A 15,491-nucleotide genomic window follows, 5' to 3' on the forward strand; every position below is an offset into this window, starting at 1 on the left:
TACCGGTGCCTGCTGCTCGAAACGCTTCATCACCTCGTCAAACATCCCTTCGTACCCGTCGTCCTTGAACAGGTCGCCAGGTTACCAGGTTTGCCGCGCAAAGACCTTGAAAGGGCTGGCCCTAAGAGCACTGACAAACAAGCGCCGCAAAAGGCAGAAAACCTCAAGCAGCCACCAACATCCCATCCGCGGAGCGAACCACCTGCTGCCGAGCAGCAAAAGCCTCCCCAATCATCAGAAGACTAGGCTGCGAAGCATCAAGCCACTGCTGAGCCTCACCGCACGCGAGCCCCGAAAGCGTAAGAGTAAGCATCCGCTCACGAGGCGTACTACAAGCCTCGACAATCGCCACCGGAGTCGCCCCATCGCGCCCAGCATCAATCAACTCCTGTGCTATCTCAGGCCCACTATCCCGCCCCATGTAAAACACGAGCGAATCAGCATTCACCTGCTCACGAATCGCCGCAGTATCCGCCGCCCGGCTATGCGTAGCCAACGCAACGCTACGAGACACGCCGCGAAGCGTCAACGAACGCTTCAAAGAAGCCGCACTAGCCAGCGCAGCCGTAATCCCAGGCACCACCTCATACTCGATACCAGCCGCCTCAAGCGCCCGCATCTCCTCATCCGCGCGCCCAAACAACATCGGATCGCCGCCCTTCAAACGCACCACCACATCGTGCTCAAGCGCAGCATCCACAATCTGCTTGTTGATGAACTGCTGCGCCGTCGACAGCTGCCCGCACCGCTTGCCAACCGCAATCCGCCGCGCGTGGGAAGGTGCGTAGTCGAGCATTGCCGGCTCGACAAGCGCGTCATGCAACACGACATCCGCCGCGCCGAGCAGCCGCGCGCCGCGCACCGTGATGAGATCCGCGGCCCCTGGCCCTGCACCGATCAGATACACCTTACCCATTCGCCTTAACCCCATTCGTCCAGTTCGTGCGAAACCCAAAGCCGCGAGCGCCCGTTAGTTACCCAGTCGGTGACTCAAGCCGAAAACGACCGGATCATCCCAGCCGCGACGGTGTGATGCGTCGCTTCGTCGATCAGCACGAATGCGCCCGTGCCCTGATGCGAGTCGTACACGTCGCACACCAGCGGCTTTTGCAACGTCAGCGACACACGGCCGATGTCGTTCATCGTCAGGTCCTTGCGATCGGTTGCCTGCGACAACGTATGCACGTCGAGCACTTCCTTGATCACGCCAATCCGAGCGAACACCGTGTTGGTGGTCTGCTTCAGCAAGTACTTGCGTTGCGTCGACAGCGGCGTGTCGTCGAACCAGCACAAGTCGGCTTCCAGCTTCTTGGCCGGTTCCGGCGCCGCTTCGCGCAGCACGAAGGTGTCGCCGCGCGATACGTCGACGTCTTCCGCCAGGCGAATCGTCACGGTTTGGCCGGCAAACGCGCGGTCCACCGCTGCCGTTCCGCCCGTCACCGGTGCGATGATCTCGGCAACCGTCGCTTCACGGTTCGCCGGCAGCACGACGATGGTATCGCCGACCTTCACCTCGCCCGCTTCGACACGGCCCATGTAGCCGCGGAAATCGTCGGCCTGGCTGCCGTCCTGACGCGCGACCCATTGCACCGGGAAACGCAGCGCCTGGCCCGTCGGAACTTCCACCGGCAACGCTTCGAGCAAATCGAGCAGCGGCTCGCCCGCGTACCACGGCATGCTTTCGCTAGCCGTCACGATGTTGTCGCCCTTCAGCGCCGACACCGGCACGAAGCGCACATCGTTCAGACCGAGTTGACGCGCGAGTTCGACATACGCATCGCGAATCTCGTTGAAGCGCGTTTCGCTGTAGTCGACGAGGTCCATCTTGTTGATCGCGACGATCGCATGCTGCAAGCCCAGCAACTTCACCAGCGCGCTGTGGCGCTTGGTTTGCGGCAGCAGTTGCGCAACGCCGTCGATGAACGTTACACGCGTTGCGTCGACCAGGATGATCGCTGCATGCGCGGTCGATGCACCCGTCACCATATTGCGCGTGTACTGTTCGTGGCCCGGCGTGTCGGCGATGATGAACTTGCGCTTGGCCGTTGCGAAGTAACGGTAGGCAACGTCGATCGTGATGCCCTGCTCACGTTCGGCTTCGAGGCCGTCCGTCAGCAGCGACAAATCGATTTCGTCGCCAACGGTACGCTTATTTTTTGCGCGCGACAGTGCCGAGAGCTGGTCGCTCAGCACGGCCTTGCTGTCGTACAGCAGGCGGCCGATCAACGTGCTCTTGCCATCGTCGACGCTACCCGCAGTAATGAAACGCAGCACGCCGAGGTCTTCTGGTTGGTGAATACCGCTCATGATTGTCTTACCCTCTGTCGATCGGAGTTAGCGCTTTAGCGCTTACTCCGATCCCATGCAACTTGTTGCGGTCGATCGGAGTTAGGGCGAAGCACTAACTCCAGTCCCATATTAGAAATAACCTTGCTTCTTACGCTGTTCCATCGCGGCTTCGGAGACTTGATCGTCCATCCGCGTCGCGCCGCGTTCCGTGATTTCGGTCACGGCCGTTTCGGCGATGATTTTCTCGAGATCGTCCGCATCGCTTTCCACCGGGCACGTGCAGCTGATATCGCCCACGGTGCGAAAACGGACCAGCGCGGTTTCGCTGGTCTCGCCTTCACGCATCGGCGTAAGCGGCGTAACCGGCACGAGCAGGCCGTTGCGGCGCACGATCTCGCGTTGATGCGCGTAATAGATCGACGGCAGTTCGAGCTGTTCGCGGGCGATGTACTGCCACACGTCGAGTTCGGTCCAATTCGAAATCGGGAACACGCGCAGGTGTTCACCGTTATGCAGACGCGCGTTATACAGGCTCCACAGTTCCGGGCGCTGCGCCTTCGGATCCCATTGGCCGAATTCGTCGCGGAACGAGAAGATGCGTTCTTTTGCACGGGCCTTTTCTTCGTCGCGGCGCGCACCGCCGATCAGCGCGGTGTACTCGTGTTCAGCGATCGTTTCGAGCAGCGTCACGGCTTGCGCGGCATTGCGCGAATCCAGTTCGCGGCGCAGACGCACCGTGCCGCGCTTGATCGAATCTTCGACGTGACCCACCACCAGTTCAGCGCCGATTTCTTTCGCGCGGCGATCGCGGAAGTCGATCACTTCGTCGTAGTTGTGACCGGTGTCGATATGCACGAGCGGGAACGGCAGTACAGTCTTGCGATTCGCGCCGATGCCGAAGGCTTTCAGCGCGAGATGCAGCACCACGACCGAATCCTTGCCGCCCGAAAACAGCAACGCAGGCTTGCTGCATTCGGCGACCAGTTCGCGCAGGATGTGGATCGACTCGGCTTCGAGCCAATCGAGGTGGTCCATCCGGTTCGCCGTGTTGGTAAGCGGTGCATTCACAGTGGAATCGAGCGTGGTGCTCATGTTTGGGTCCTTCGTTGATTCGCGTCGCAAGCGGTTGCCTGCGTCGCGGAAGTATTCAAATCGGTATGTGCGGCGTTCAGGTCAAAAACCAAGGCCTGAACGGCCTGAATGCTTTATGCCGAAGCGTTCTCGCTGCTGACTGGGATCGGCGTAATCGTCGTGATGTGCAGTCCGCATTCCTTCGTATCGCGCGACTCCCACCACCAGCGCCCTGCCCGGCTGTCTTCACCGGGACGGATCGCGCGGGTACAAGGCTCGCAGCCAATGCTCGGATAACCGCGCGCATGCAGCGGATTGACCGGCACGTCCAACGCTTTGAGGTAGTCCCACACCTCAGCTTCGGTCCAGTCCGTCAGCGGATTGAACTTGGCGATGTTGCGAGCGGCGTCGTGTTCTTCCTCGTGCAGTTCAGCACGCGTCACCGACTGCTCGCGGCGTTGGCCCGTCACCCATGCGCTGACATCCGACAGCGCGCGGTTCAACGGCTCGACCTTGCGGATTTCGCAGCAGCGCTTGCGCAGATCGACGCTTTCATAAAACGCGTTCAGGCCATGCGAGCCGACATACTCTTCAACCGCGGCGGCTTGCGGGTGAAACTGCTCGATATCGTAGCCGTAGCGCTCTTTCACGCGATCGAGCATGCCGAGCGTTTCAGCATGCAGACGGCCCGTGTTCAGCGAGAAGATGCCGATCTTCACGCCGCGCGACAGAATCGCGTGCGTGAGCAGCATGTCTTCCGCTGCGAGGCTGCTGGCGAGCTTCACATTCGCGTGACGCGCGGCGATCGAGTCGAGCAGCGCATTAAGGCGCTCGACCTTCGCGGCGAGTTCCGGCGTGAGCAGTTGTGCGCCGCTCATGCCGAGACCTTTGCCAGTTCGCCCGCTTCGCGGCGGCGGAACAGCGGCGACGAGTTCACCGCACCCTGATAGTTAAAGCTGAATTCGTCGAACGCCTTGAGCGCGTCGTCGAAGTCTTTGTCTTCACGCAATGCGTAAGCGTCGAAGCCGCAGCGGAACATGAACGTCAACTGATCGCGCAGCACGTCGCCGATCGCGCGCAGTTCGCCCTTGTAGCCATAGCGCTCACGCAGCAGGCGGCCGATGCTGTAGCCGCGGCCGTCGCGGAACACCGGGAAGTCCACGCCGATCAGCGCGATCGTGTCGAAGTCGCCGACGATATCCGCCGGTTCGCTTTCCGGCGCGAGCCACACGCCGATTTCAGCGGTGCTGCGCGAAGCGATCAGCGCGTCGCGCGAAGCCTGCCACAACGCGAGCGGCACCAGCACCTTGCCGGCCGGCAAGGCGTCGACTGCGGGCAGCGTGCCGTCTTCAGCGGCGCGCACCACCGTCCAGTCGTCGTTGACGATCGCGCGATTCTTGATAATAGAAGCCATCTGTTCAGTATCCTTTTCGCGGTTACGCGTGAGCCGGTTGACGCGAGGCGTACACACGTTCCTTGAACGGGGCCATGCCGATGCGGTTGTACGTTTCGATGAAGCGCTCGCCTTCGTGGCGATTCTCCACGAACGTGTCGATCACTTTGCTCATCACGTCCGGCATTTCTTCCGCCGAGAACGACGGGCCGATCACGCGGCCGAGATGCGCGCCGGTTGCACCCGTGCCCTGCTCGCCACCGAGCGTCACCTGGTACCACTCCGAGCCGTCCTTATCGACGCCCAGAATGCCGATGTTGCCGACGTGGTGGTGACCGCAGGCATTGATACAGCCCGAGATGTTCAGCGATACGTCGCCGAGGTCATACACGTAGTCGAGATCGTTGAAGCGTTCCTGAATCGCCAGCGCAATCGGAATCGACTTGGCATTCGCGAGCGAGCAGAAATCGCCGCCCGGGCACGCGATGATGTCGGTCAGCAAGCCGATGTTCGGCGTCGCGAAACCTTGCGCCTTGGCCTTTTCCCACAGCGCGAACAGGTCGCGCTTCTTCACGTTCGCGAGAATCAGGTTCTGTTCGTGCGACACGCGGATTTCGCCGAGCGAGTATTCGTCGGCCCAATCGGCGACCGCTTCCATCTGCACGTCGGTTGCATCGCCCGGCGCGATCGTCGTCGGCTTCAGCGACAACGTGACGGACGAATAACCCTCGACCTTGTGCGGACGCACGTTACGTTCGACCCAACGGGCGAACGCACGGTTTTCCAGCAGATGGTTCTCGAACGAAGCATCCGTATCCGGCAGCTTTTCGTACACCGGCGGCTGGAAGTATTGCGACACGCGGTCGACTTCAGCCTGCGTCAGCGTCGAAGGACCGTCCTTCAGGTGTTGCCATTCTTCTTCGACCTGCGCCGAGAATTTCTCCGGGCTCAGTGCCTTCACGAGAATCTTGATGCGCGCCTTGTACATGTTGTCGCGGCGGCCATAGCGGTTGTACACGCGCAGCACGGCTTCGCAGTATGTCAACAGGTGTTGCCACGGCAGATCGGTACGTATGATTGCGCCGATGATCGGCGTACGGCCCATGCCGCCGCCGGCCAGGATGTCGGCCACCAGCTCGCCCTGCTCGTTCTTCCTCAGATACACGCCCATGTCGTGAATCTGCACGGCAGCACGGTCTTCCTTCGAACCCGACACGGCGATCTTGAACTTACGCGGCAGCCAGGCGAATTCCGGGTGGAACGTCGACCATTGGCGCAGGATTTCTGCCCACGGACGCGGATCGACCACTTCGTCCGGCGCTACGCCGGCAAACTGGTCGGCCGTGATGTTGCGGATACAGTTGCCCGAGGTCTGGATGCCGTGCATCTGGACGGCCGCGAGCTTGCGCAGGATTTCCGGCGTTTCTTCGAGCTTGATCCAGTTGTACTGGATGTTCGAGCGCGTCGAAAAGTGACCGTAGCCGCGGTCGTGCTCGCGCGCGATCTGGGCCAGCACGCGCATCTGGTCGCTGCGCAGGTTGCCGTACGGAATCGCGATGCGGTGCATGTACGCGTGACGTTGCATGTACAGGCCGTTCTGCAGGCGCAGCGGACGGAACTCCTCTTCGCTCAATTCGCCCGACAAGCGGCGGCGAACCTGATCGGCGTATTGCGCGACCCGCTCATCGACGATGGTCTGGTCGTACTGATCGTATTGGTACATTCGGGGACCCCAATTTTTTGCGTGACACACGGCAGTCCGGTTCTGCCGCGCCCTAGATATCTCTATTTGTCAGTCCAGCCGAGTCAGGGTTTAGACCCATCTCTCATTTGCTTATGACAAATACAGATATCCATATTGAAAAAGATGGACAGATCGTAATAAACTCGCCTTATATTTCAAACGACTAAAAAATTCTTTTGATATGCGGAGAGGTTATATATGAACCTGCATCAATTCCGCTTCGTCCGCGAGGCTGTGCGGCAGAATTTCAACCTGACCGAAGCGGCCAAAGCACTGTTTACAAGCCAGCCGGGCGTCTCCAAGGCGATCATCGAGCTGGAAGACGAGCTGGGCGTCGAAATCTTCACACGACACGGCAAGCGCGTGCGCTCGCTGACCGAGCCGGGGCGCATCATTCTTCAGTCGGTTGAGAAGATTCTGCAGGAAGTGGAGAGCCTCAAGCGGGTCGGTAAAGATTACGCGGCCCAGGATCAGGGCAACCTGGTGATAGCCGCCACCCACACGCAGGCGCGCTACTCACTTCCGGCCGCAATCGCCGAATTCAAGAAGCGCTTCCCGAAAGTTCACCTTTCAATTCTGCAAGGAAGCCCGACCCAGGTAGCCGAAATGGTGATCCACGACCAGGCCGACCTCTGCATCGCCACCGAAGCGATCGCTAACTATAAGGAGCTGGTTTCGCTGCCCTGCTTCCAGTGGCATCACGTCGCCGTGATGCAACCGGATCATCCGCTGCTCGACCGCAAACTTTTGTCGCTGGATGATCTGACCCAATATCCGCTGATTACGTACGACAACGCGTTCGCCGGCCGCACCAAGATCAACGAGGCATTCCGCCTGCGCGGGCTGCATCCGGACATCGTGCTGGAAGCGATCGACGCCGACGTGATCAAGACCTACGTCGAACTGGGTCTGGGCGTCGGCATCATGGCGGATATCGCGTTCAACTCTGAGCGCGACCGCCATCTGCGCGCCATGCCGGTCGGCCACCTGTTCGGCAGCAATGTGACGCGGGTCGCGCTGAAACAGGGCGCCTATCTGCGCAGCTATGTGTATACGCTCGTCGAACTGCTGTCGCCGAGCATGAACCGCAAGCTGATCGAACAGGCGCTCAAAGGCGAACACGAAACCTACGAACTTTGAACTGACCACGCTTCCCGCTACGGAGACCCTTGATGACGTCGCATAAGAACAAACTTCGCGGCCTGGCCGCTCTCGGCGCGCTCTTGCTCGCTACCGCAGCACAGGCCGACATCAAGGTCGGCATCGACCTGTCGAGCACCGGCCCCGCAGCCGTAATCGGCATCACGAGCAAGAACGCGATGCTGATGTGGCCGGCCACGATCGCAGGCCAGAAAGCTGACTACATCTTCCTCGACGACGGCTCCGACCCGGGCAACGCGGTGCGCAACATCCGCAAGCTGATCAATGAGGACCATGTCGACGTGATCGTCGGCCCGAATATCACGCCTGCGGCAATGGCCGCGCTCGATCCGGTCGCGGAAAGCCAGACACCGATGATTACGCTCGTCGGCTCGGCAAGCGTGGTCGAGCCGCAGGAAGGCAAGAAGGTGTGGGCCTACAAGATGGCGCAGACCGACAGCGCGATGGCCGACGTGATGACACGCTACATGTCGAACCACAACGTGAAGACGGTGGGCTTCATCGGTTTCGCGGACGGCTACGGCGAAAGCTGGCTCAACGAGTTCAGCAAGTTCGCGGCCTTGCGGCATATTCAACTGGTGGCCACCGAGCGCTATAACCGCACCGACGCGAGCGTCACCGGCCAGATCCTTAAGCTGATGGCCGCGAAGCCCGACGCGATCCTGATCGCCGGCGCCGGCACGCCGACCGTGCTACCGCAGCGCACGCTGATCGAACGCGGCTTCAAGGGCCCGATCTATCAGACGCACGGTATCGCCACGCCCGAGTTCATCAAGCTGGGCGGCAAGGACGTGGAAGGCACGCTGTTCCCGACGCAGCCGGTCGTGGTGGCGCGCACGTTGCCGGCCGATTATCCGGCGAAGAAGGCGGCGCTCGCCTTCACCAACGAATATGAAGCGAAGTACGGCCCGGGCAGCGTGACCCAATTTGCGGGTGATGCGGCGGGCGTGTACCCGCGTTTGCAGGATGCCGTCGCGCGTGCGTTGAAGACGGCGCAGCCGGGCACGCCGGCTTTCCGCACTGCACTGCGTGACGAACTGGAACATGCACATGAACTGGTCGTGCCGAACGGCGTGGTCAATACGAGCCCGAAGGATCACGTTGGGCTGGATCAGCGCGCGAGCGTGATGGGCATCATCAGGAACGGTAAGTTCGTTTATTTGAGTCAGTGAACATGGCATGTGCGCGCGGAGAGTTCCGTCACGGTTCAGCCGCGTGTCCCACTACGCATAGCCGCCATCTGCCGGTCTGAATTTGTCACTTTTAGTCAATATGCGCGCCTGCCGCCCGAACACCCCGTTCGAGCGGCGCGCGCCATGCAAGCTCCGTGTACCATGCTGACGGCCAGCTTGCAGTGAGCGCAAGCTGAGGCAATTTCGCCGACTCCGTGCGAGCGTGCGGCGCCTTGAGACCACAAGGCCGCCGCCTCTCGCCAGCCCGTGAAGTCCGTCAGACCGCGCATGCTAAAAACCAGAAAACGCATCATCATCGCCGCCGTTGTAGCTGTTGTGATCCTCGCCATCGCGATCGGCCACGCCATCAGGAAGCGCAACGGCGCCGTTGCCGCCGGCGTCGAGGCCCCTTCTTCCGTCGTCGAATTCGCACCTGACGACCTCACCACCGTCAGCCGCCGCACCCTCTCCGAAACGCTGCCGCTGACCGGCTCGCTGCGCGCCGTCACGCAAGCCGCGGTCAAATCGAAAGTGGCCGGCTCGGCGCTCAACGTCATGGTGCGCGAAGGCGATCCGGTCAAAACCGGCCAGATCCTCGCTAAGATCGACGCCCGCGACTACGTCGCCCGTGCCGAACAGACGCGCGGCCAGATGGCAGCCATGGCCGGCCAGCTCGACATCGCCAAACAAACGCTCGACAACAACCGCGTGCTGGTCGAAAAGGGCTTCATTTCGAAAAACGCCTTCGACACCGCGCAAAGCCAGTATCAAATCGCCCGCGCGAATCTCGATGCGGCAAAGGCGGCGCTGGCGTCATCGAATCTGTCTTTGGACGATACCGTCGTGCGCTCGCCGCTCGACGGACAGATCGCCTCGCGCTCGGTCGAACCGGGCGAGAAGGTGGCCGTCGATACCAAACTGTTCGACGTGGTTGATCTGCGCACGCTCGAACTGGAAGCGCCGGTACCGGTCGGCGAGATCGGCCGCGTTCGGATCGGCCAGCCGATCCAGATCGCTTTCGACGGTATCGACACACCGATCCACGGCGCGATCACGCGCATCAACCCGGCCGCGCAAGCCGGCTCGCGGTCGATTATGGTGTATGTGCAGGTCACCAACCCGTCGGGCACGCTGCGGGTCGGCATGTTCGGCACCGGCACGATCTCGGTCGGCAGCCGGCAGAACGTGCTGGTCGTCCCCGCCACCGCCATCCGTACGGACGGCACGCGTCACAGCGTCTATGCGCTCGTCGACGGCAAGCTGGTCGAGCAGCTGGTGCAGACCGGCGCGACAGGTAATGCCGACGGCGATACGTGGACCGAAATCGTCGGCGGCCCGTTGGCGCTCGGTCAACAGATCGTGAAGAACAATCTCGGCTCATTGCGGATCGGCAGCACCGTGCACGTGGTGCAGCCCGCTCAGCCTGCCCCGCAAGCGGCCAGCGCGCCGGGCGCAAGCAGCGCACGCTGACCGGAGCCCTCGCCTATGTGGTTCACCCGCATCAGCATCGGCAACCCGGTGCTCGCCACGATGATGATGATGGCACTGCTCGTCATCGGTCTGTTCTCTTATCAGCGGCTCAAGGTCGATCAGTTCCCGGACATCGCGTTCCCAGTCGTGGTCGTGCAGACCGCGTATCCGGGGGCGTCGCCGGAATCGGTCGAATCCGACGTCACGCGCAAGATCGAGGAAGCGGTCAACACGATCAGCGGCATCGACGAAATCACTTCGCGTTCGTACGATGCGCAGTCGATCGTGATCGTGCAGTTCGATCTCTCGGTGGACCCAGTGCAGGCCGCCCAGGACGTGCGCGACAAGATCGCGTTGATCCGCCCTGATCTGCGCGACGGCGTGAAGGACCCGCGCGTGCTGCGCTATGACCCGGCGGATATGCCGATCATCACGGTCGCCATCTCGAACGCGCCGGGCGCCTCGCTGTCCACGCGCGATCTCACCACCGTCGCCGATCAGATCGTGCGCAAGCGGCTCGAAACCGTGCGCGGCGTCGGCTCGGTGTCGCTGGTGGGCGGCGTGAAGCGGCAAGTGCAGATCGACGTGAATCCGGAGAAGCTGCAGGCGCTTTCGATCGGCGTCGATCAGGTGATCCGCGCGGTACAGAACGAGAATCAGGAGATTCCGGCGGGGCCGCTCACATCGAGCAATGTCGAGCAGACTGTGCAGGTCAAAGGCCGTTTCGAGAAACCAGACGACTTCAAACGCATCATCGTCGCGCGGCGCGGCGCGCAGTCGGCGATTCCTACTGCTTCGTCGGCGACGCAACCGGTCACGCTCGACCAGGTCGCCGAGGTAGTGGACGGTCAGCAGGAACCGGACAGCATGGCCTTGCTGAACGGACAGCGCGCGCTGTTCTTGTCGATCATCAAGGCGCAGGGCGAGAACACTGTGGACGTCGCGCACGGCGTGCGTGACGCAGTCGCTCTTCTGCAGCCGCAACTGCCGCCGGGCGTCAAACTCGATATCACCGACGATTCCTCGATCAACATCGAAGAAAGCGTCAACGAAGTGAAGCGCACCCTGCTCGAAGGCGCGCTGCTGACGGTGCTGATCGTGTTCCTGTTCCTCGGCTCGTGGCGCAGCACGGTGATCACCGGCCTCACCCTACCGATCGCACTGATTGGCACCTTCGCGGTGATGTACGCGTGCGGCTTCACGATCAACGTGATCACGCTGATGGCGCTCTCCTTATGCGTCGGCTTGCTGATCGACGATGCGATTGTGGTGCGCGAGAACATCGTGCGGCACGTGCAGCTCGGCGCGGACCATCGCACGGCCGCGCTCGACGGCACCAAGGAAATCGCGCTCGCCGTGCTGGCGACCACCTTCTCGATCGTCGCCGTGTTTCTGCCGGTGGGCTTCATGGGCGGCATCATTGGCCGCTTTTTCCACCAGTTCGGTATCACGGTCGCCGCTGCCGTGCTGATCTCAATGTTCGTGTCGTTCACGCTCGATCCGATGCTGTCCTCCATCTGGCCGGACCCCGATCTGCATGACGCGGACACGGGCCGCAAAGGCTATCGCTATGGGCGCATCATCGAACGTTCACTGCATCTGTTCGACAAGCAGATCGACCAGCTCACCGCGTTCTACCAGCGCCTGCTCGGCTGGTCGCTAAAGCATCGCGCGATCACGCTGGTCGTGGCTGCGGCCACGTTTTTTGGCAGCCTGTTTCTGGTGCCGTTCGTCGGCACCGAGTTCGTGCCGAATGCGGACTTCTCCGAGACGCAGATCGGATTGAACACGCCGGTGGGCACCTCGCTCGACGCCACCTCCGAAAAAGTGAAACAGGTGCAGGCGATTCTCGCCACCTACCCCGAAGTGCGCTTCAGTTTCGCGACGGTCAACTCGGGCAACACGCAAGGCAAAAACACCGCGCTGATCACCGTGCGCCTGAAAGACCGGCGCGACCGCACGCGCGGCATGGTCGAATTGAACCAGGTGTTTCGCGCGCGGCTCGCCACGGTGGCGGGTGTGTCGATCACCGAAATCGGCGTGCCCGACGGCGCCGGCAGCACGAAAGCGATCCAGTTGAGCTTGCAGGGCGACAACATCGACGAACTGGGCCGGCTTTCGGATGCGGCTCAGGCACGGATGGCAAAGATCCCGGGCCTCGTCGATCTCGATTCGAGTCTCAAGGCGGATAAACCGATTGTCGCGATCAATGTGAAGCGCGAACTGGCGTCCGACCTCGGCGTAGGTGTGGCCGATATCGGCACTGCATTGCGGCCGCTGCTCTCCGGCGACGCCATCAGCACATGGCGCGCGCCCGACGACCAGGACTATGACGTCAGCGTGCGTTTGCCGCGCTCACAGCGCGAGGACGTCGACGATCTGGCGAAGGTCATGATCGCCACCAGCCGCACCGACGCGAACGGTGCGCCAGTGCTGGTGCCACTGCGGCAGATCGCGGATATCGTCAAGACGACCGGTCCCGACGTGTTGAACCGGCGCGACCTGCAACGCGAGGTGATGCTGTCGGCGAACGTGAATGGCCGCTCGCCTGGCGAAGTGGCTGCGGACGTCGCGAAAACGCTCGACGCGATGCGTCTGCCGGCGGGCTACCACTACCGCTTCGAAGGCTCGACCAAGAGCATGAACGAATCGTTCGTGTACGCGGTAGAAGCGTTGGCGCTCGCGGTGATCTTCATCTACATGATTCTCGCGTCTCAGTTCGCGAGCTTCGCGCAGCCGCTCGCGATCATGGCGTCGCTGCCGCTCACCTTGATCGGCGTGCTGATCGCGCTGCTGCTGTTCGGCAGCACGTTGAACATGTTTTCGATCATCGGCTTCGTGATGCTCATGGGCCTTGTGACGAAGAACGCGATTCTGCTGATCGACTTCGCGAATCAGGCACGGCGCGGCACTTTGCTCGATGCTTCCGGCAGAGGGCGCGTCATGGAGCGGCGTGAAGCGCTGCTCGAAGCGGCGCGCGTGCGTCTACGTCCGATTCTGATGACCACGCTGGCGATGATCTTCGGCATGCTGCCGCTGGCAGCCGCGCTCGGTGAAGGCGGGGAGCAACGCGGGCCGCTCGGGCAAACGGTGATCGGCGGGGTGATTACATCGTCGATTCTGACGCTGGTGGTGGTGCCGGTGGTCTATACGGTGCTGGAGGATTGGGGGGATTGGTTGCGGAATAAATTCAGCAAAGTCAGAACCGCCAAACTGGAGCAATAACCGCCCTATATGCCTAGGAACGCATTCCGGAAAGCTGATAACGTCCGGTCGGATCCATCAGCAAAGTCGTCCAGCATCTGAACGGCGGCACGTGCCAGCATGTCGCGCCTCAGCGTGTCCGTATATGGCATCGTCCGAGAGGATCGCCGAGACGGCACCGAAGGTTACCGGCAAAGCAATTTGCCGCGATTCGCGGCCGAGCAGCGCCGAAGCCGCAAGACCCACATCGAAATCATGTAGCTCGAGCAGGTCCGCACCGTCCACCCAGATGCGATCGGTATTGCCCGCGTCCCAGTAGTTTCGAAGGATCAGAAGCAGGTCCGAAGCGTCGGTATTCCTGGAAACACGCCGGTCGTGCCATGCAAGAATTTTTAGAAGCACAAGGGACGGCAGACTCACGACCGGCACCATGAGGCGTTCACCAAGATCAATCTCGACAGACGTATCGATGGCCTCCCGGAACCCAAGAACATTCATCACAACCTCGCCACGGGGCGGCCAGGCGACCGAACCTTCGGGTGCTTCGAGTTCTCCGAACGGAACCAGATCCAACGGCACCGGGCGACCGACGTCCGGATCATCGAAAACCAGGGTCTGCTGTGCGCCGGCACTCGCCCTGAACAGGCCTGTCCGCTCAAGCCCGGCAATCAGGGCGCCATACGCATCCCAACTGACGGCACAAACGGCAACGTCGACATCGCGCGTGGCGCGCTCCGCACGAATGCCGTGCACATGCCAAAGCATCAGATCCCGTGCGGTCGCGCCGGCGACAACAAACTTCACGCCAAGCCGATGCGCAGTCTCCTGGACGTGGGCAAGCAGCGCTGCGGTGACTGGGTGCACGGGCCGCTCTTCGGCAACTTTAAGGCTGGAAAATATACTGCTCATAGATTTGGGTAGCTACGGAAAGATTTCGACTGTCGCCTGAAGCGACGAGGTCCGCGTAGATGAGCAAGGGGTGGACTAGCGGCTGGCGGTCAGACTTGATCCAGGCATGCTCGAGAGACTCCGGCCAGAACGATTCAAGAATCTCGACGTCGCCACGTGGATCAGGGCGCAGCCGCGCGCTCAGCATGAACTGACTGCCAAGTGGAGCACGGCTGTAAAGCGTGACGTTCGCGGCCTTCAATTCATGTGTCAGGATGTCAGCCGCCGACTCGCCACCAAGTCGAGTGTCGAAACTTGCAAAGTCGAACACGCGCCACCAGTCAGGTGTCGTGCTTGCGAAGCGCCGCGCACCAAGTTTGAATCGCAGGCGCGTCTGATAGAGGCTAGTCCACTCGAAGACAAATTTCTGCCAGTCGGGAAAGATGCGCTCGCCGCTGCTCTTCAGCGCGACGAGCCCCCGAAACTGCAGATCGTCGATGACCTGGTTGGCCGTGCTCAATGCCACGCCAGAGGCCTGTGCGATAGTTCTATACGGTTGCGACACGAGGCCAGGCTGTGTCGCAATGGCGAACATCACTTGCAGTCCTTTGCGTGTGGTAGCACGTCCTGTCTGCGGTTTCTGCACATGCTGTGGCTTTGGCCGGCCGCTAATCATGACCATACCTTCAGGCTCGCGCAGAAAGGCGTTGCCCGCTGCGTCCAGAAACGGCACGTTCTGTTCAATCAAACGGCCGGCGAGGTCCGGGTCGACGTGAGGCGCGATCAGCATGAGCGGGCGTCGTGCCGAATGCGGTTCCGTTGCGTGGGGACGATTTTGCGCGAGAAGAATGTTCGCGATATCCACTGCACTTGCCCGTGTGGTGATGAACACGGGCATTTTGAATTTTCGGCCGGAGAGGTCGAATTCGATTGCTGCATCGCCGTACGAAATGAGCGTACGAGCCGGCTTCGCCTTGTAGACGCCGGTCGAGCGTCCGAATGCGTCGCACGCTTCTCCAAGAATCTGTGCTTCAAGGAACGAATTGGCGGGGCGAGGCATGGCTTACTCGTGTACGATTTTTATGAATGTACCATAAAA

12 protein-coding genes are annotated in these 15,491 nt (G+C 61.4%); 4 read left to right on the plus strand and 8 right to left on the minus strand.

The features are described from left to right. Positions 1–163 precede the first annotated feature (163 nt). The 6 genes from cobA to FSO04_RS33895 all read right to left on the minus strand — a co-directional run bounded on the left by cobA (position 164) and on the right by FSO04_RS33895 (position 6,476). Positions 164–916, minus strand: coding sequence for a uroporphyrinogen-III C-methyltransferase (cobA, locus tag FSO04_RS33870; protein ID WP_154565944.1), 753 nt, complete (start codon positions 914–916; stop codon positions 164–166). Positions 917–990: 74 nt separating this feature from the next. Then, on the minus strand, positions 991–2,307 hold the full coding sequence (locus FSO04_RS33875) for a sulfate adenylyltransferase subunit 1 (RefSeq protein ID WP_154565914.1): 1,317 nt from the start codon (positions 2,305–2,307) through the stop codon (positions 991–993). Positions 2,308–2,418: 111 nt separating this feature from the next. Next, a complete protein-coding gene (gene cysD, locus FSO04_RS33880) occupies positions 2,419–3,381 on the minus strand; it encodes a sulfate adenylyltransferase subunit CysD (RefSeq protein ID WP_054042851.1) in 963 nt (320 codons plus the stop codon). A gap of 113 nt (positions 3,382–3,494) precedes the next feature. Further along, entirely contained in the window at positions 3,495–4,238 is a 744-nt protein-coding gene (locus tag FSO04_RS33885; protein ID WP_154565915.1) for a phosphoadenylyl-sulfate reductase, read from the minus strand. After that, entirely contained in the window at positions 4,235–4,774 is a 540-nt protein-coding gene (locus FSO04_RS33890) for a DUF934 domain-containing protein (RefSeq protein ID WP_154565916.1), read from the minus strand. The genes FSO04_RS33885 and FSO04_RS33890 overlap by 4 nt, the downstream gene beginning before the upstream one ends. 22 nt (positions 4,775–4,796) lie before the next feature. Further along, positions 4,797–6,476: a nitrite/sulfite reductase gene (locus FSO04_RS33895; RefSeq protein ID WP_154565917.1), complete on the minus strand. Its 1,680-nt coding sequence runs from the start codon at positions 6,474–6,476 to the stop codon at positions 4,797–4,799. Positions 6,477–6,695: 219 nt separating this feature from the next. Between FSO04_RS33895 and FSO04_RS33900 the strand changes: the two genes are divergently transcribed. The 4 genes from FSO04_RS33900 to FSO04_RS33915 all read left to right on the plus strand — a co-directional run bounded on the left by FSO04_RS33900 (position 6,696) and on the right by FSO04_RS33915 (position 13,525). Further along, positions 6,696–7,637: a CysB family HTH-type transcriptional regulator gene (locus FSO04_RS33900; protein WP_154565918.1), complete on the plus strand. Its 942-nt coding sequence runs from the start codon at positions 6,696–6,698 to the stop codon at positions 7,635–7,637. A gap of 32 nt (positions 7,638–7,669) precedes the next feature. After that, positions 7,670–8,830 carry an ABC transporter substrate-binding protein gene (locus tag FSO04_RS33905; protein ID WP_154565919.1) on the plus strand — a complete coding sequence of 387 codons (1,161 nt, stop codon included), beginning with the start codon at positions 7,670–7,672 and terminating at the stop codon, positions 8,828–8,830. Positions 8,831–9,118: 288 nt separating this feature from the next. Continuing rightward, positions 9,119–10,300 carry an efflux RND transporter periplasmic adaptor subunit gene (locus FSO04_RS33910; RefSeq protein ID WP_154565920.1) on the plus strand — a complete coding sequence of 394 codons (1,182 nt, stop codon included), beginning with the start codon at positions 9,119–9,121 and terminating at the stop codon, positions 10,298–10,300. Positions 10,301–10,315: 15 nt separating this feature from the next. Continuing rightward, a complete protein-coding gene (locus FSO04_RS33915) occupies positions 10,316–13,525 on the plus strand; it encodes an efflux RND transporter permease subunit (RefSeq protein WP_154565921.1) in 3,210 nt (1,069 codons plus the stop codon). 57 nt (positions 13,526–13,582) lie between these two features. Here the strand turns inward: FSO04_RS33915 and FSO04_RS33920 are convergent, their stop codons facing one another. Together FSO04_RS33920 and FSO04_RS33925 are read right to left on the minus strand one after the other, a co-directional pair. Next, complete coding sequence (locus FSO04_RS33920; protein ID WP_233465064.1) at positions 13,583–14,368, minus strand: nucleotidyl transferase AbiEii/AbiGii toxin family protein; 786 nt, start codon at positions 14,366–14,368, stop codon at positions 13,583–13,585. A 19-nt stretch (positions 14,369–14,387) separates the two neighbouring features. Beyond that, positions 14,388–15,452, minus strand: coding sequence for a type IV toxin-antitoxin system AbiEi family antitoxin (locus FSO04_RS33925; protein WP_154565922.1), 1,065 nt, complete (start codon positions 15,450–15,452; stop codon positions 14,388–14,390). Between the last annotated feature and the right edge of the window lie 39 nt (positions 15,453–15,491).

It is taken from the genome of Paraburkholderia madseniana (assembly GCF_009690905.1).
In the GTDB taxonomy this organism is placed as follows: Bacteria; Pseudomonadota; Gammaproteobacteria; order Burkholderiales; family Burkholderiaceae; genus Paraburkholderia; species Paraburkholderia madseniana.